Annotated in this window: 14 protein-coding genes; 10 read left to right on the top strand and 4 right to left on the bottom strand. The window is 67.5% G+C overall.

The window, feature by feature from the left end; all coding sequences use genetic code 11:
- Positions 1–60 precede the first annotated feature (60 nt).
- Positions 61–1,278 carry a hypothetical protein gene (locus tag ACTHN1_RS19025; RefSeq protein ID WP_440472484.1) on the bottom strand — a complete coding sequence of 406 codons (1,218 nt, stop codon included), beginning with the start codon at positions 1,276–1,278 and terminating at the stop codon, positions 61–63.
- Positions 1,279–2,294: 1,016 nt separating this feature from the next.
- Here ACTHN1_RS19025 and ACTHN1_RS19020 point away from each other — a divergent pair.
- From ACTHN1_RS19020 to ACTHN1_RS19010, 3 genes are all read left to right on the top strand, one after another.
- The gene (locus ACTHN1_RS19020; protein ID WP_440472483.1) at positions 2,295–3,605 is read left to right on the top strand and encodes a hypothetical protein; all 1,311 of its coding nucleotides are present in this window, start codon (positions 2,295–2,297) and stop codon (positions 3,603–3,605) included.
- 124 nt (positions 3,606–3,729) lie between these two features.
- Positions 3,730–4,887, top strand: coding sequence for a helix-turn-helix domain-containing protein (locus tag ACTHN1_RS19015; protein ID WP_440472482.1), 1,158 nt, complete (start codon positions 3,730–3,732; stop codon positions 4,885–4,887).
- Positions 4,888–4,979: 92 nt separating this feature from the next.
- The gene (locus tag ACTHN1_RS19010; RefSeq protein WP_440472481.1) at positions 4,980–6,665 is read left to right on the top strand and encodes a serine hydrolase domain-containing protein; all 1,686 of its coding nucleotides are present in this window, start codon (positions 4,980–4,982) and stop codon (positions 6,663–6,665) included.
- 48 nt (positions 6,666–6,713) lie between these two features.
- On the opposite strand, the gene ACTHN1_RS19005 is transcribed toward ACTHN1_RS19010, so the two are convergent.
- Positions 6,714–8,078, bottom strand: coding sequence for a glutamate--cysteine ligase (locus ACTHN1_RS19005; RefSeq protein ID WP_440472480.1), 1,365 nt, complete (start codon positions 8,076–8,078; stop codon positions 6,714–6,716).
- A 179-nt stretch (positions 8,079–8,257) separates the two neighbouring features.
- On the opposite strand from ACTHN1_RS19005, the gene ACTHN1_RS19000 reads away from it, so the two are divergent.
- The 3 genes from ACTHN1_RS19000 to ACTHN1_RS18990 all read left to right on the top strand — a co-directional run bounded on the left by ACTHN1_RS19000 (position 8,258) and on the right by ACTHN1_RS18990 (position 10,921).
- On the top strand, positions 8,258–8,974 hold the full coding sequence (locus ACTHN1_RS19000; protein WP_440472479.1) for a VIT1/CCC1 transporter family protein: 717 nt from the start codon (positions 8,258–8,260) through the stop codon (positions 8,972–8,974).
- A 15-nt stretch (positions 8,975–8,989) separates the two neighbouring features.
- Positions 8,990–9,823 carry a helix-turn-helix transcriptional regulator gene (locus tag ACTHN1_RS18995; protein ID WP_440472478.1) on the top strand — a complete coding sequence of 278 codons (834 nt, stop codon included), beginning with the start codon at positions 8,990–8,992 and terminating at the stop codon, positions 9,821–9,823.
- 105 nt (positions 9,824–9,928) lie between these two features.
- On the top strand, positions 9,929–10,921 hold the full coding sequence (locus ACTHN1_RS18990; protein ID WP_440472477.1) for an MBL fold metallo-hydrolase: 993 nt from the start codon (positions 9,929–9,931) through the stop codon (positions 10,919–10,921).
- A gap of 19 nt (positions 10,922–10,940) precedes the next feature.
- On the opposite strand, the gene yihA is transcribed toward ACTHN1_RS18990, so the two are convergent.
- Positions 10,941–11,543: a ribosome biogenesis GTP-binding protein YihA/YsxC gene (yihA, locus tag ACTHN1_RS18985; RefSeq protein ID WP_440472476.1), complete on the bottom strand. Its 603-nt coding sequence runs from the start codon at positions 11,541–11,543 to the stop codon at positions 10,941–10,943.
- 151 nt (positions 11,544–11,694) lie between these two features.
- Here yihA and ACTHN1_RS18980 point away from each other — a divergent pair, with 151 nt between their 5' ends.
- The 4 genes from ACTHN1_RS18980 to ACTHN1_RS18965 all read left to right on the top strand — a co-directional run bounded on the left by ACTHN1_RS18980 (position 11,695) and on the right by ACTHN1_RS18965 (position 14,975).
- Positions 11,695–12,486, top strand: a complete 792-nt coding sequence (locus tag ACTHN1_RS18980) for a c-type cytochrome (protein WP_440472475.1) — start codon at positions 11,695–11,697, stop codon at positions 12,484–12,486.
- A gap of 100 nt (positions 12,487–12,586) precedes the next feature.
- Entirely contained in the window at positions 12,587–13,240 is a 654-nt protein-coding gene (locus ACTHN1_RS18975) for a thiol:disulfide interchange protein DsbA/DsbL (protein WP_440472474.1), read from the top strand.
- A 101-nt stretch (positions 13,241–13,341) separates the two neighbouring features.
- A complete protein-coding gene (locus ACTHN1_RS18970) occupies positions 13,342–14,175 on the top strand; it encodes a thiol:disulfide interchange protein DsbA/DsbL (RefSeq protein WP_440472473.1) in 834 nt (277 codons plus the stop codon).
- 29 nt (positions 14,176–14,204) lie between these two features.
- A complete protein-coding gene (locus ACTHN1_RS18965) occupies positions 14,205–14,975 on the top strand; it encodes an endonuclease/exonuclease/phosphatase family protein (protein ID WP_440472472.1) in 771 nt (256 codons plus the stop codon).
- Positions 14,976–14,999: 24 nt separating this feature from the next.
- Here the strand turns inward: ACTHN1_RS18965 and ACTHN1_RS18960 are convergent, their stop codons facing one another.
- Positions 15,000–15,800, bottom strand: a complete 801-nt coding sequence (locus tag ACTHN1_RS18960; protein ID WP_440472471.1) for a sulfite exporter TauE/SafE family protein — start codon at positions 15,798–15,800, stop codon at positions 15,000–15,002.
- Positions 15,801–15,862 lie beyond the last annotated feature (62 nt).

Below are 15,862 nucleotides of genomic sequence, written 5' to 3'. Positions count from 1 at the left end.
GAAGTCAGCTTGAATTTGATTCTCTTCAACGGGACACAAGCGACCGAAACGCCGCTGAAACTACCAATCCATGTTGGCCGATCTGTCCACTTCATGGCTCATGTACTCGATGAACTCCTTCATGTTTTCCATGGTGTTCATCGCCCTGCCGTAAGTGCCATCCGCGGCATACGTGAGAATGCTTGCTAAGCCACTTTGCACGTGCTCCAAAGCGATAGCGACGTCAGTCGTGTACAGGTAGCGAATGAAATCGTCAATCTCGTTCAAAGCGGCTTTCTCTCCGAAGCTCGGGTTTCCCGACAGCGTGTAGCGGTGTTGCTGACGCCGGGTAAGTAGCACCGGTACTGCACCCGCGCCCGAGTGAAACCGGAACGCTTGACCGCGTTTTCCGAAAGCGCCGTGAGCCATGTAGTTGCGAATCTGAGCGCGCAAGTCCAAGAGCACCTCATAGCGCCTCTTCATAGCTACATCGTCGATAGGAAGGGCGGCCTTGAACTTGGCTTTCCAATCCCCTTCGGCTAGTGCCGCGACTTCATCACCGGTTCTCAAGACTCCTTTCAGAATGGCGATGTGGATAAAAGCATGCTCTGTCCAGCTAAAGAAGGCATCAATTGCCGCTTGACCTGTCCACTCGGCCTGTCGCCGGATTGCGTAGGCCGGCCAAGCGGACACGAAGCCACCGTCCGGAAACTCCGTGATATTGCGTTCGTCCTTCCTCCATTCAAGTTCGCCTTCGAGTCGCTTGTGCTCATCGCGAAGATACTCATATCGCTCGAACAGCCAATCACTGTTGTTGGTGACGTTGAGTTTGCTGCCGCCGACCGCTTGTTCGGCTATCCACTCAAAGTAAGGTTCCGCCTTCGCAACCGCCTTCTTAATGAGCTCACAAATCTCTGCGGCGTGCTGCTCGGCTTCGTTGCTCGGTGTACCACTAGCGATTGCTCGCCCGATGTTTCGCAGATCCTTGTTATAAGTTGGAGCAAATATCCCGAACCCCATCTTTCGATGCTCTATCGAGTACAACTGGCCCGAGTATCGAATCGGCACGATCCACGCGACCTTTTCCCATTGGCCGAGATTCGCGAATCCAAGAAGATCGACGAGCAGAAAATAGACTAGGTAGTAAGGCGGCAGGTCGCGTCCCCCCTGGGTTCGCGACGCCATCATGAGCGCATGCGCCTCGTCGTCTCCCTGAGGTGGACCAGCCGGTTTGATGTCACCTAAGGCGGCAAGAGCAGCGTTTCGGTTGAGCTCAAGATGCGGAGGCAATGCACTCATCAGGGCCCTCAAAGTCTCGCAGGATCATGAGTCTAGCTTGGCTTAAGGAGGCTTCAAGCCTTTCCACGGCACCGACCCTGAGATTGCCTCTGGGGGTAAGACGCCTCTTCAGGCATTGCTCCTCGGGTTGTCAGTCCACGTCGCGGCGAGCGCATCAGCGTCCGCTATGGGTCGGAAGCATCCATAGCCCTGCTCGCGATGAAAACGACTCTAGTCGTCGCTGCTGTCTGAAACACTCTGGTCGGAGTGAATGAGAACGTCCCAAGTAGGTCGACGGCGTCTGATGGCCATCTCTGGGCCTAGCTGTAACGACTCTTGGGTGGGCTCGACGGCTAATATGAAGTAGTAGTTACCCTGAGTCCGAATCGAATTCGTCAAGGCCACTGAGAAGTCGTTCGACACACTCAGCCCCAAAATTTCTGTGAATTAAAGCAAGGACGCCTACTTCATTCGATGGTTCCACTTCGTCCATCTCGCGCGAGAGCACTAGAGATTGTTCCTCCAGGTCAAGGATGCGATCAAAATTGGGCAATGGTTGACGCTCCTCTTCCCCAATTTCACAGGAAAGTTGAGCTATTTTCCCATGAATGAGATCGCGAGCGAGCTCGTATAGGAGCACTTGTTTGTAGCTACTCAAAGCGATCTCCGCCAATTCAGCGTACGCCTATAGTAGGCCCTATCGAGGCCGTTTCTTTTGGTTTGTGCCGACGATTCAATTGACCAGGTTTCCGCTCGCCGTACAAACTTTGGTGATTTCCGGAAGCATAGTTGCTGCAGATTTCGCGACAACGGTTCACACTATGCCTCGACACCATGTCTCAACTATGCTTTTCCGTTCAATCCTGCGCACAGCCTCATCTCGGTTGGTGGGCGTGGCCGTCGTCCGCGGACGCGATTTAGCCTCGTCGGACTTCTGCCGCGGTCGAACCCACCCTCCACGCGACGATTTCTCCCGTCACCGCATCCTTGATCGTCAGGAAGCGCCGCCGTGGCCCGCGACGATGAAAGGCCCGCCCATGCCATCCCGCACCACCGCTTCAATCGCCATGCACCGCGTGCTGTCCTGCATCGCGATCATCGCCTGCCTGTCGTCCACACCGTTCGGCGTGTCCCGCGCGCAGGATTCACCTGCCATCTCCATTGGCGGCGAAGTGACGGTGCCGCTGGATCACCAGGCGCCCACGGGGCCTTCCGCATCCCTGCGCTATGAACTGGGCGCGGCGTTCGACGCCGCCAAGCCGACCGTGTTCGTCATCGCCGACGCCCAGCAGTTCTACGTGCGCGCCGACGCGATGCCGGCCTTGCAGGCGTCGCTGTTCGGCGACGGTTTCAACGTCGTGGGGATCCCGGGACGGGCCACGACCCCCGCGTTCCTCCACGCCAGCCGGGATGCCGACGGGCGCACGGACTGGCGCGCCGCCTGGCGTGTCTTCAACAGCGCGCAATGGGTGGAGGACATCGAAGCCGTGCGGCGGCAGTTGCTCGGCGAACACGGCAAGGTGTTGCTGTATGGACGCTCCGGCGGCGCATTCCTGATCCATCAGTACCTGGCGCTCCACGGCGAGCATGTGGAACGCGCCTGGACCCAGGCGCCGCTCAACCCGTACATCGCCGCCGGACTGGGCCTGCGCGCGGATCATTTCTGGGACGAGATCGGCGCCTACGATCCGGCATCGCAGGGGCTGCTCCGGCAGGCCCTGGCGCGGGCGCCCGGCGAACGCGCGCGATGGCTGCGGATCCTGCAGCGGCAGAATTTCTTCGTGCCGCTGGCACGGCGCGACGAGGAACGCGCCCGGCTGATCCGCGCGATGGCCGCCGGTGACACCGCCGTCATCGAAGCGGCCGGCAAGGCCTACCAGGTGGACGAGGTCGCGCGGATGATGGCCGCGCCGGAAGGCGTGGCGATCCTGGTCCGGCTGTACGAGTTCGAGGCGCCGTTCATCGCGCGTGCGCGGCCGCCGGACGACGGCATCCACCCGGGGGAGGAGACTTTCCGCGACCAGGTGCGTCCCCTGCAACGGCTGGAAGAGCAGGGCCTCATCGCGCCCGTCGCGTTCGATCCCGCCCCCCTGCATCGTCTCGATGCCGAGGTATTCGTGCTCGCGGGCCGGCACGATCACACCGCCGACTACCGTGCGTCGATCGCGCTGTCCGCCCTCTACCCGCGGGGATACCTGTTCATCGCCGACGACACCCATGTGTTCGAGGCGATGAACCGGCAGGGGCATGCCACCCGCCTGCTGCGCGCGTTCCTGGCGCACGGCGCGGACTCGGCCGACTACCGCGCCGCCGAATCGGCCGCCGACGCGCTGCGCTGGCGCGAATGAAGCGGGTTCCCTGCGGTGCCGGATGAGGCGGCGGATGACGCGCCCATGACGGTCGCCGCTTCCATCCGCGGGGTCTGCCGTGCTTGTCTATGCGCGTCCGTTTCCGCACCGTTCCCACGCCCCGATGGAGTCGCCGTTCCTTCCCGCGCTTGGCCTGTTGACCACCTGCCTGTGCGCGCTGATGGCGGCGTTTCTGTGGTTCACTCCGGGGCCGCTGGCGCGGGCCAACCGCTATCTGGCCGGTTTCCTGCTGCTGACCGCGGTGGATGTGATCGGCTGGGCATCCCCGCTGCTGCCCGACCCGCTGCCGGCCCTGCTGCGTTGGCGGACACCGCTGGCATTCCTGCAGATGCCGTTTTTGCACGCTTACGTGGTCGCCCTGTGTTTCCCCGCGCGACGACCCCGAGGCCATCTGCTGGCGGGCGTGCTCGCCACCCTGGCGGCATTGATCGCGCACGCCGCGACGCAGGCGGCGGGTGGCGCCGCCTTCACGGCTTTCCGGCGTGTTGAAAGCACGCTGCTCCACCTGCAGTACTACGCCTACATGGCGCTGATGGCGCGCGTGCTGCTGGTCTATCGGCGCGCCTATCGCGACCATTGCTCCAATCCCGACAGCGCCACCTTCGGTTGGCTGGTCACGCTGTTGTCGGTCTCGCTGTTCGCCAGCACCTTCGTGCTGCTGAAATCGCTGGCCTGGTGGAGCGGGCAGGCCACGCTCTACCGGACACTGGATCCGCTGGTGGCGGCGATCGCCGCGCTCATCACCACGGCCCTGACCCTGACCGCGCTGACCCGCCAGCACCTGTTCCTGGGCGTCCTCACCGAGGCTGACACGCCGTCGCCGGAAGACGCGACACCACCCGCCACCACGCCGGTCGTCGCGGCCCAGGCGCCGGGTCCGGTCCCCGAGGAAGCGCCGCTGGCGCACGACCCGGCCGCGCTCGCCCGGCTCGCCGCGTTCATGAGCGAACACGAACCCTTCCTCGATCCGTCCCTGACCATCCGCGGCCTGTCCCGCCGGCTGGGTTGGGGCCAACGCGAGCTTTCGCAGCTCATCAACCAGGCGTTGGGCATGCACTTCTTCGACTTCGTGAACCGCTACCGGGTGCGGAAGGCGGCCGCCCTGCTGCGCGACCCGGCCCTGGGCGATCTGACCGTGCTGGAAATCGCCCACCGCTCCGGTTTCAACACCAAGTCCTCCTTCAATACCGCCTTCCACCGCCACCAGGGCACCACCCCCAGCGCCTATCGACGACAGGAAGACGCCAGTCCCCTCGCCTAGGCGGACAATCGCCGACCGACTTGGCGAAGTCGGTCGATTCCAGCGTCCGGACACCCGCATCGTGCGGCTCCCCCCATTGGCAGGAGCGTTCGATGCGACCTCTTTTTCCGCTGCCGGTGCTGCTCGCGCTGGGACTGGCCTGGCCCGCCGCGCAGGCGCAATCCGCGCCGGAGCCATCGTCCCCCGCCGCCGCGGTGCGGGCATTGCTGGCGCCGTGGGATCGTCCCGGCATGCCCGGCGCGGCGGTCTCGATCACGCTGGACGGACAGGTCGTGCAGCACGAGGAAGCCGGCGCCGCCGACCTGGAGCAGGGCACGCCCATCACGCCGGCGTCGGTCTTCCAGATCGCCTCGGTATCCAAGCAGTTCACCGCCTTCGCGATCCTGCTGCTGGAACAGGACGGCAAGCTGTCCATCGACGCCCCGCTTTCCGACTACCTGCCCGAAGCCGCGCGCTGGCCGCCGATGACGCTGCGGCAACTGCTGAACCACACCGCCGGCGTGCGCGACTTCGGCACCCTCATGCCCGCCGCCGGCTGGCGCGACGAGGATCTGCTCACCGACGATCAGGTCCTGCGGATGGTGCTGCGCCAGCGCGGCGGCAACTTCGCGCCCGGCGCGGCGTATCAGTACAACAACACCGACTACGCCCTGCTCGGCGAAGTGGTGCGGCGGGTGTCCGGGAAGACACTGCGGGCATTCTGCGACGAACGCATCTTCCGGCCACTGGGCATGCGCGACACCCGCTTCGCGGACGACCTCGGCGATCGCGTTCCGCACCGGGTGCCGTCCTGGCAATCCTCCGGAAGCGGCTACGTCCGCGCGGTGCTCAGCGCCACCACCACCGGCTCGACCGGCCTGCTCACCACCGCCGCGGATCTCAGCCGCTGGGCGCTGAACTTCGAGACCCACACCGTCGGCAACGCCGCGCTGTTCGCGCGCATGCAGGAGCAGGGCCGGCTGGCCCACGGCACGATCAACTTCTACGCGCTCGGCCAGGAGCGCCACGCCTGGCGGGGGCTGGACACCTGGAGCCACGGCGGCCGCGACGCGGGTTATCGCAGTTTCCTGCTGCGCATTCCCGGCGAGCGCTTCAGCGTGGCGGTGGTGGCCAACGCCAACGACGTCGACACTTCCGAAATCGCCTACGGCATCGCCGAGCGCTACCTGTCCCGTCGTCCCGCCTACCGCGCACCGCCCCGGGACGACAGCCGGCCCGACCGCCGGCAGCTGGCGTCGTACGCGGGGGACTACGAACTGTTTCCCGGCTACTTCTTCCGCATCGGCAGCGATGGCCGCCGCCTGCTGCTGTCCACCCTCGACGACGCCAAGCCGGAGGCGCTGCCCGCGTTGTCGGCGCGGCGCTTCCTGCTGAGCGGGAAGTTCAACCAGGTGCTGGAATTTCCGGACGAAGGCGCGGGCCCGCCTGCGCGGCTGCATTTCGTCATCGGCCAATACGGCCGCATCGATGCGCAGCGGGTAAAACTGGCGGACTTCGATCCCGCCGGCGTGCGCGCCGACGAATTCGCCGGACGCTACCACAGCGATGAACTGGACACGGACTATGTGCTGACGGGCGAGGACGGCCAACTGCACCTCCATCACCCGCGCTGGCCGACCGCCACGCTGCGGCCCTACCAGCGCGATCTGTTCCGCAGTTCGGCGTGGTTCCTGCAGAAGATCGCGTTCCAGCGCGACGGCAGCGGCCGCGTGACCGGCTTCCTGCTGTCCGGTCCGGTCGCGGAAAACATCGTGTTCGAGCGGACCGCCGACCGCTGAGCCGCGTCGATTCGATGTCGCCGGCGGATCCGGCAGGCCGGCGGCGCCTCAGTAGGCGAACTCGCGGAACACCGGATCGACGCTGCCGTTCCATTCCGTGGCGAACAGCGTGAGCTTGCGCTCGGCCGGGGTCTCGTTGGATTCGACGATTTCGATCAGTGCGTCGAGAAAGCCGCTTTCATCGACGCCCTTGCTGTTCAGGCGCGCGCGGCGGCGCAGGCCGGCCACCGCGATCTTCAGCGCCTCGGCGGCGACATCGCGCACCGTGCCGCCGCGGAACGGCAATTTCAACGCGTGCTTCGGCACGCCATCGCGGAGGGCGTGGCGCTCTTCCAGGCTGAAGTCCTTGACCAGGTCCCAGGCCGCGTCCAGCGCCGTGTCGTCGTACAGCAGGCCGACCCAGAACGCCGGCAGCGCGCACAGGCGATTCCACGGACCGCCGTCGGCGCCGCGCATTTCCAGGAACTTCTTCAGCCGTACTTCCGGGAATGCGGTGGTCATGTGATCCGACCAGTCGCGCAACGTCGGAAGTTCGCCCGGCAGCACCGGCAACTCGCCCTTGAGGAAGTCGCGGAAGCTCTGCCCGCTGGCGTCGTGATAGATGCCGTCGCGGTAGCTGAAATACATCGGCACGTCGAGTAGGTAGTCGACGTAGCGCTCGTAGCCGAAACCCTCCTCGAACACGAAGTCGAGCATGCCGGTGCGATCCGGATCGGTGTCGGTCCAGATGTGCGAGCGATAGCTCTGGTAACCGTTCGGCTTGCCTTCGGTGAACGGAGAATCGGCGAACAGCGCGGTGGCGATGGGCTGCAGGGCCAGCGACACGCGGAACTTCTTCACCATGTCCGCTTCGCTGGCGTAGTCCAGGTTGACCTGGACGGTGCAGGTGCGCGTCATCATGTCCAGGCCGAGCGAGCCGACCTTGGGCATGTACGACTTCATGATCTTGTAGCGGCCCTTGGGCATCCACGGCATCTCGTCGCGGCGCCACTTGGGCTGGAAGCCCATGCCCAGGAAACCCAGCCGCAGTTCGTCGGCGACTTCCTTGACTTCCTTGAGATGGGTGCCGACTTCGACGCAGGTCTGGTGGATGGTTTCCAGCGCGGCGCCGGAAAGCTCCAGTTGTCCGGCCGGTTCCAGCGTCACCGAGGCGCCATCGCGGGTCAGCGCGATCACCCGGCCTTTTTCCTCGACCGCTTCCCAGCCGAAACGGATCAGTCCCTTCAGCAGCGCTTCGATGCCGCGCTCGCCATCGAACTCCGGCGGACGCAGATCGTCCAGGCGGAAACCGAACTTCTCGTGCTCGGTGCCGATGCGCCAGTCGGCCAGCGGCTTCTCTCCGCCCGCGATGTACTGCACGAGCTGCGTGCGATCGGTGACGAGCGTATCGGCGACGTGGCTGGGGCTGGACAAAGGCGGGCTCGCACGGCAGGGGAACGACGATGTGGGGCTGCGGCGCGGGCGCCACAAGGGCGGCAATATAGCGTGCCGCCCGTCCAGGCATCATCGCCACCGCCCACATCGCAGTGTTCCGCGCCTGTGCTGGCCGCCCCGGGCTCGACCCCGCGTGGCGCGAACGCTACCCTGCCGCCATGCCACGTCATCGCCCACTTCCCGCCGGCCGCCATCCCGAACTCCACCGCAGCAACCGGGTCGGCTGGCTGCGCGCGGCGGTGCTGGGCGCCAACGACGGCATCGTCTCGGTGGCCGGCATCGTGGTCGGCGTGGCCGCCAGCGGCGCGAGTGCCGAGACCATCCTGATGACCGGCGTGGCCGGCGTGGTCGCCGGCGCGATGTCGATGGCCGCCGGCGAATATGTGTCAGTCCAGTCACAGGCCGATACCGAAGCCGCCGATCTGGCGATCGAGAAGCGCGAACTGCGCGCCGAGCCGGGCCTGGAACTCGCCGAGCTCACCCAGATCTACGTGCAACGCGGCCTCGAACCGGCCCTGGCGCGCCAGGTCGCCGAACAACTCACCGCCCACGACGCCCTCGCCGCGCACGCGCGCGACGAACTCGGTCTCACCGAGGAACTGCGCGCGCGTCCGTTGCAGGCGGCGCTGGCCTCGGCGGCCGCCTTCACCGTGGGCGCGGCGCTGCCGATCGTGGCCTCGATCCTCGCGCCGGTGGACCGGGTCGCCGCCGTGACCACCGCGGTCACCCTGGTCGGTCTGCTGATCTCCGGCGGCCTCGCCGCGCGCATCGGCGGCGCCCCGGTGCTGCGTGGCGCCTGGCGGGTCGGCTTCTGGGGCGCGGCGGCGATGGCCGCGGCGGCGCTGGTGGGCCGACTGTTCAACGTCGCGATCTGAGCCGCTCGCATTGGAATGAACGCCCCGCAGGATCCCCGCTCGCTGCTGCTCGCCCGCCTCGGCTCGCTGGTCGACTGCACCCGCGCCGAAGGCTATGCCTGCATCACCGCGCGCCACGAACATGGCGCACACGCGGTCGACATCGATCATCCCTGTGTCGCGATCGTGCTGCGCGGGCGCAAGCAGGTGCGCACGCATGCGCAGGCGCTGGAGTTCGCGCCGGGCGATCTGTTCCTGATCGCGCGGCGCTCGCGCATGGACGTGACCAACATTCCCGATCCCGACAGCGGCCTCTATCTGACCGTCACCATTCCGCTGTGCGAGGAAGTCCTGGCCGCCGCGCGCCTGCTGTGGGCCGAACCGATCGACGGTCGCGGCGATGATCTCGCCCGCCTGGACGTTGCCGAGTTCGCCACCGACTTGCAGCGCTGGCTGGCGTCGCTGCAGGCCGGCCAATACACCGAGGCGCGGCTGGCGCTGGCCGCGCTGACGGTGGCGCTGTGCCGTCGTGGCCACACCGCGATGCTGGTGCCGCCGCCGCCGAGCCTGGCGATGCGGATCCGGGATCTGATCCGCGCCGATCCCGCGCGCGACTGGCAATCCCAGCATGTCGAAGCCGCCCTGGGCGTCAGCGGCGCCACCCTGCGCCGGCGGCTGCTCGCCGAGGGCACCGGCCTGCGCGAGGTGATCGCCGCGTCGCGGCTGGCCTGCGCGATGGATCTGCTCTATACCACCCATTGGCCGGTGAAGACGGTGGCCGCGCGGGTCGGCTATCGCTCCGTCGCCAGCTTCAGCCGGCGCTTCAGCGAACGCTACGGCCTGGACCCGGCCCATATCGGCAACGCCTGACCGGCGGCACGACGTGAGCGTTTGACGCCATGGATTGAGCGTTGCGCTCGATCGCGCCTGCCTACGATGAGGGCCCCGCGGCGTGCCGCCTTTCCCTTCCCCGCCATGATCCCGATCCGGTTCCGTCCCCGTCCCTCCCTGCTGGCGTCGCTGATGCTGCTGGCAGCCACCGCCCTGCCCGCCGGCGCGCAGACCGCGCCCGCCCGCCAGGTGCCGGGCGTCTATCACCAGGCCATCGGCGAACTGCGGGTCACCGCCCTGTTCGACGGCGTGGTCCCGCTGGCGCGCGGCGAACTGTCCGGCATCGACGACGCCGGCAAGCAGGCGCTGCTCGCTTCGCGCCACGTGCCCGAGACACCGCAGGGCCTGCAGACCGCGGTCAACGCCTATCTGGTGCAGCGTGGCGACGTGCTGACCCTGGTCGACGCCGGCACCGCGCGCTGCTTCGGTCCAAGCCTGGGGCACGTGCTGGAAAACCTGCGCAGCGCGGGCTATTCACCGGAGCAGGTCGATCAGGTGCTGATCACCCATGCGCATCCGGATCACCTGTGCGGATTGCTCGATGCGCAGGGCCGCGAGGCGTTCCCGAAGGCGACCGTCTGGCTGGCGCGCGCCGACGCCGACTACTGGCTGGATCCGAAGACCGAAACCCGCCCCGACACCCGGGCGATGTTCCGTCCGCTGTTCAAGATGGCGCGCGACGCGGTGGCGCCCTACCGGGCGGCCGGACGCCTGCGCCTGTTCGCCCGCGGCGAGCGCCTGCCCGAAGGCGTGAGCGGCCTGGATTCACCCGGCCATACGCCGGGGCACACGTCATTCCTGTTCGACGCGGGCGCCGGCCAGCGGTTGCTGATCTGGGGCGACATCGTCCACTACCACGCGGTGCAGTTCGCCCGCCCGGATGCCTCCTTCGAGGCGGATCTGGATCGCGGCCAGGCAATCGCCAGCCGCCGCGCGCTGATGGCGCAGGTGGCCGACGGTGGCTGGTGGCTGGCCGGCGCGCACCTGCCGTTCCCCGGCCTGGGTCATGTCCGCCGCGACGACGATGCGTTCGCCTGGGTGCCGGCGGAGTTCTCGCCGCTGCCGGGAGAACAATGACCCGCCCCGGGAGCGCTCCCTAGCCCAGTTCCAGCCAGTCCATCACCACCTGGCGCGCCTCGTCCACGCCCTGCTTGGACTCCGACGAGAACACCTGCACGCCGACGCTGTCGCCGAAGGCGGAGAACAGTTCCTTCTTCACCGCCTGCAGGGTCTGCGACTGCTGGCCACGGCCGAGCTTGTCGGCCTTGGTCAGCAGCGCGTGCGCCGGCAGCCCGCGCTGGACCGCGTAGCCCAGCATCTGCCGGTCGTAGTCCTTGAGCGGATGGCGGATGTCCATCACCACCACCAGTCCCTTGAGCGCCTCGCGGCGCTGGAAGTAGTCCTGGATGAAGGCCTGCCAGTGCGCCTGCAGTTCCTGCGGCACCTTTGCGTAGCCATAGCCCGGCAGATCGACCAGGTGGCGGTCCGGCTGGACCTCGAAGAACACCAGTTGCTGGGTCCGGCCCGGCGTCTTGGACACCCGCGCCAGGGCGTTGTGGCGGGTCAACGTGTTCAGCGCGCTGGACTTGCCGGCGTTGGAACGCCCGGCGAAGGCGACTTCGCGGCCGGTATCGGCCGGAAGCTGGCGGAAATTGTGCGCCGAGAGCAGGTATCGGGCGGAATTGAGCAGGTTCGACATGCCACTAGGATGGCATGGGCGGGCGTCGATGGCGGCAGGGTTCGCCCCGCTGACAGGGCCGAATTGACCGGGGAGCCCCCCCGAAGGGATAATTCCGGGGTTTCGCGGCTGCCATGGGGCACCGCTTCTTGAGGTTTTTCGGAGCTTTAGCATGCGCCACGCTCGCGTTTGGGGACTCGCTGGACTGGCCATTGCGGCCGTTGGGGCGGTCGCCTATGCACAGACCACCGTCGTTCCGGTGCCGGACAATGCGCCGGTGCAGACCGCCTCGCTGGATATCGACCTGACCAAGACCACCTGGGGCGACGCCAAGGCCGGCCAGACCAAGGCCGCCGCCTGCGCCGCCTGCCACGGCGCCGACGGCAACCCGGCCGATCCGCAGTACCCGCGCATCGCCGGCCAGAGTGAGCGCTACGTCTCCCGCCAGCTGTCGCTGTTCGCCAACGGCCAGCGCACCGGCGGCATGGCCGCGGTGATGGTGCCGTTCGCCCAGACCCTGAGCGCGCAGGACATGCGCGACATCGGCGCCTACTTCGCCACCCAGAAGGCCGGTGCCGGCCTGGCCGACGACACCGTCGTCGCCGACGGCGCGTACAAGGACATGAAGTTCTACGAAATCGGCCAGAAGCTTTACCGCTCCGGCGACGCCAGCCGCGGCGTTCCCGCGTGCATGGCCTGCCACGGCCCGACCGGCGCCGGCAACCCGGGCCCGGCCTATCCGCACGTCGGCGGCCAGCAGCAGGCCTACGTGGTGCGCCGCCTGCAGGAGTACCAGGCCGGCACGACCACCGAGAAGGATCCGACCCACTTCAACATCATGGCGCAGGTCGTCCACTCGCTGACCGAGCAGGAAATCCAGGCGCTGGGCAGCTATCTGCAGGGCCTGCACGACCGGGCCGACGACGAAGCCGCCGCGAAGACAGCGACTGCCAAGAAGTCGTGAACTTCGCCGCTTCGCCGCGGTCCTGATTCACAGCTCCTGTTCATTGCGCCGGCCCCACCATGGCCGGCGTTTCTTTTTCCAGCGCCTGCGGAGGAAACACATGAAGACCCGCCTGACCCTGCGCCTGATGTTGACGGCGCTGTTCTCGCTGCTGCCGATGCTGGCGCTGGCCGCCGACGCGCCCGCGCCGAAGGAAGGCGTGGACTACGAGGTCATCCCGGACGGCAAGCCGTTCGCGCCGGTCAAGGGCAAGGTGGAAGTGGCGGAGGTGTTCTCCTACGCCTGCATCCACTGCGCCCACTTCGAACCCAGCCTGCAGGCGTGGAAGCGCAAGCAGGGGCCTGGAGTGCAGGTGGTGCAGGTACCGGCGGCGCTGTCCTCTTCCTGGATTCCCTACGCCCGCGCCTACTACGCCGCCGAGCTGAGCGGCGTGCTGGCCAAGACCCACGCCGCCGTGTTCGACGCCTTGCACAAGGACGGCTCGCTGCCCATGCACAACGTGTCGGCGGATGAGCTGGTCGCGTTCTACGCCGGCCATGGCGTGGATCGCGCGCGCTTCAACACCCTGCTGCGCGGTCCCGAAGTGGACGCCCGCGTGGAGAAGGCGCGTGCGTTCGCCATCGCCAGCGGCGTGCGCGGCACGCCGACCCTGATCGTCAACGGCAAGTACCGCGTCACCGGCGGCGAGAGCTATGACGACGTGCTGCGCATCACCGATTGGCTGGTCGCGCGCGAGCGCGGCGCACGCAGGTAACCCGCGCGGGTGACACCACCTCGCCCGCGGCACAGAATGTGCGGTCCCTTCGCGGACCTTGTCGTCCGCCCATGAATCCTTTCCATGCTGGAGTCAGTGCCATGAAACTTCGTCCGCTCCTGATGACGCTCGCCCTGCTGCCGCTGCTGGCGGCCTGCGGCCAGACCAACGCCCCCGGCGCCACCACCCCGGCCACCGAGACGCCGCCCGCCGCCGCCCCGGCCGCGGAAACGCCGGCGGCTCCGGCCACCGATACCGCCGCGCCGGCGGAAACGCCCGCCCCTCCAGCTGATGGCGCTGCCCCCGCCGCCGCCGAAGCACCGGCTCCGGCAAACGCGCCCGCGCCGACCGCGCCCGCCGGCCCCGCGCCGGTGGCCGGCGTCGACTACGACCTGATTCCCAATGGCCAGCCGTACGCGCCGCTCAACGGCAAGATCGAAGTGGTGGAAGTGTTCGGCTACGTCTGCCCGGCCTGCGCCAGCTTCCAGACCCAGATCATGCCGTGGCGCAAGACGCTGCCGGCCGACGTGCGCCTGACCTACGTCCCGGTCGCGTTCGGTCCGGAATGGCTGCCGTACGCGCAGGCCTACTACGCCGCCGAGAGCAAAGGCCTGGTCGAACGCACCCACGACACCGTGTTCACCAAGATCCACGCCGAGCGCAGCCTGCCGGGCGAAGGCAAGAAGCCGGATCCGGCCAAGGTCGCCGCGTTCTACGCCGGCTACGGCGTGGACGCCAAGGAGTTCCTGGGCCTGATGAACAGCTTCGGCATCAACGCCAAGGTCAACCGCGCCAAGCAGTTCTCGATGCAGTCCGGCGTCAACAGCACGCCCAGCCTGGTCGTCAACGGCAAATACAAGGTGAAGGGCCGCAGCTTCGAGGACATGCTGCGCATCACCGATCACTTGATCGCGCAGGAACGCGCCGCCAAGTAATCCGCACTCCAATCCATCCCGCTTCCCCCATGACGACGATGTCCGGCAAGCGCCGGCTGCGGGTGCTCAGCGCCAACATCCAGGCCGGCTCGAGCACCCGCCGCTACAGCGACTACGTGACCCGCAGCTGGTCGCACGCGCTGCCGGCGGGCAACAAGCGGGGCAGCCTCGACGCCATCGCGCAGTTGGCCGGCGAGCACGACATCGTCGGCCTGCAGGAAGCGGATCCGGGCAGCCTGCGCTCGGGCTTCACCAACCAGACCCACTATCTGGCCGAACGCGCCGGTTTCGACTACTGGACCCACCAGCCCAACCGCAACGTCGGGCGGGTGGCGTCCAGCGCCAACGGACTGCTGAGCCGGCTGGAACCGGTGGAAGTGAGCGACCACGCGCTGCCGGGCCGCATCAGTGGCCGTGGCGTGCTGGTGGCACGCTTCGGCGACGGCGACGAAGGCCTGACCGTGGCGGTGGCCCATCTGTCGCTCGGCGCGAATTCCCGCCGCGCGCAGCTGTCGTTCATCGCCGAACTGCTGTCGGATCATCCGCACGCGGTATTGATGGGCGATTTCAACTGCATGCCCGACACGCCGGAAATGGACGTGCTGTACCGGCACACCCGCCTGCGTCCGCCGCAACACCGGATTCCGACGTTTCCCAGCTGGCGCCCGCAGCGCGCCATCGATCACATCCTGATCAGTGAAGCACTGGTGGCCGAAGACGCGCGCGCGGTGCCCGCCGCCAATTCGGATCACCTCGCGCTGGCGATGAACATCGACGTCCCCGCCGAAGCCCTGCGCTGAATCAGGCCCGCGTATTCCCGTCGCTCAGCCCGCGACCAGGATGCTGATGCCCATCACCACCATGAAGATCGCGAACACCCGCTTCAGCGCGGTGCCACCGATCGCGTGCGCCAGGCGCGTTCCCCACGGCGCTGCGAGCACCGACGCCACCGCCACGCCGATCGCCGCCGGCAGGTAGACATAGCCGACCGCGTGTTCGGGCAACGCACCGGCGGGCGCATGCAGCGCGTAGCCCAATGCGCTGCCGATCGCGATGGCGACGCCGCACGCGCTCGACGTGCCCACCGCGCGCACCGGCGCGACGCCGCGCCAGACCAGCAGCGGGACCGTCATGCTGCCACCGCCGATGCCGACCACCGCCGACACCGCGCCGATGCCGGTGCCCGCCGCGGTCATCGGCCAACCGCGCGGCGGCGCGGCGCTGTCGCCGGCGCCGCCCTTGCGGGTGCCGCCGAACGCCATCTGCGCGCCCGCGATCAGGCAGTAGATCGCCACCACCCAGCGCAGCACATCGTCGTCCAGGTACACCGCCAGTCCGCTGCCCAGCCATCCCCCCAACAGAAGACCGGGGACCATCCAGACCACCGTCGGCCACATCACGCTGCCGCGCCTGTGATGCGCGTAGGCGGACGACGCCGCAGTCAACACGATGCTGGCCAGCGAACTCGCCAGCGCCGCGTGCATCGCCGCCTCCTTCGGGATGCCGAACAGCGGCAGCACCCATACCAATGCGGCCACCAGCACCAGCCCGCCGCCGATGCCGAGCAGGCCGGCCAGCACGCCGGCGACCACGCCCAGCAACGGGAAAATCCAGAAATGCTCCAAACGCAATCTCCTTCCATCAATCACGCACGCGACCGTTCAGCCGGCTCCGGTATATTCCGGCC

It is taken from the genome of Pseudoxanthomonas sp. (assembly GCF_051953815.1).
In the GTDB taxonomy this organism is placed as follows: domain Bacteria; phylum Pseudomonadota; class Gammaproteobacteria; order Xanthomonadales; family Xanthomonadaceae; genus Pseudoxanthomonas_A.
Note: the sequence above shows the minus strand (reverse complement) of the source record. Positions and strands in the feature narration are given on the sequence as shown.

Bases quoted from the DNA above. Each gene is read 5' to 3' on its own strand.
- ACTHN1_RS19025 (WP_440472484.1), bottom strand. From the start codon at position 1,278: ATGAGTGCATTGCCTCCGCATCTTGAGCTCAACCGAAACGCTGCTCTT.
- ACTHN1_RS19020 (WP_440472483.1), top strand. From the start codon at position 2,295: ATGCCATCCCGCACCACCGCTTCAATCGCCATGCACCGCGTGCTGTCC.
- ACTHN1_RS19015 (WP_440472482.1), top strand. From the start codon at position 3,730: ATGGAGTCGCCGTTCCTTCCCGCGCTTGGCCTGTTGACCACCTGCCTG.
- ACTHN1_RS19010 (WP_440472481.1), top strand. From the start codon at position 4,980: ATGCGACCTCTTTTTCCGCTGCCGGTGCTGCTCGCGCTGGGACTGGCC.
- ACTHN1_RS19000 (WP_440472479.1), top strand. From the start codon at position 8,258: ATGCCACGTCATCGCCCACTTCCCGCCGGCCGCCATCCCGAACTCCAC.
- ACTHN1_RS18995 (WP_440472478.1), top strand. From the start codon at position 8,990: ATGAACGCCCCGCAGGATCCCCGCTCGCTGCTGCTCGCCCGCCTCGGC.
- ACTHN1_RS18990 (WP_440472477.1), top strand. From the start codon at position 9,929: ATGATCCCGATCCGGTTCCGTCCCCGTCCCTCCCTGCTGGCGTCGCTG.
- yihA (WP_440472476.1), bottom strand. From the start codon at position 11,543: ATGTCGAACCTGCTCAATTCCGCCCGATACCTGCTCTCGGCGCACAAT.
- ACTHN1_RS18980 (WP_440472475.1), top strand. From the start codon at position 11,695: ATGCGCCACGCTCGCGTTTGGGGACTCGCTGGACTGGCCATTGCGGCC.
- ACTHN1_RS18975 (WP_440472474.1), top strand. From the start codon at position 12,587: ATGAAGACCCGCCTGACCCTGCGCCTGATGTTGACGGCGCTGTTCTCG.
- ACTHN1_RS18970 (WP_440472473.1), top strand. From the start codon at position 13,342: ATGAAACTTCGTCCGCTCCTGATGACGCTCGCCCTGCTGCCGCTGCTG.
- ACTHN1_RS18965 (WP_440472472.1), top strand. From the start codon at position 14,205: ATGACGACGATGTCCGGCAAGCGCCGGCTGCGGGTGCTCAGCGCCAAC.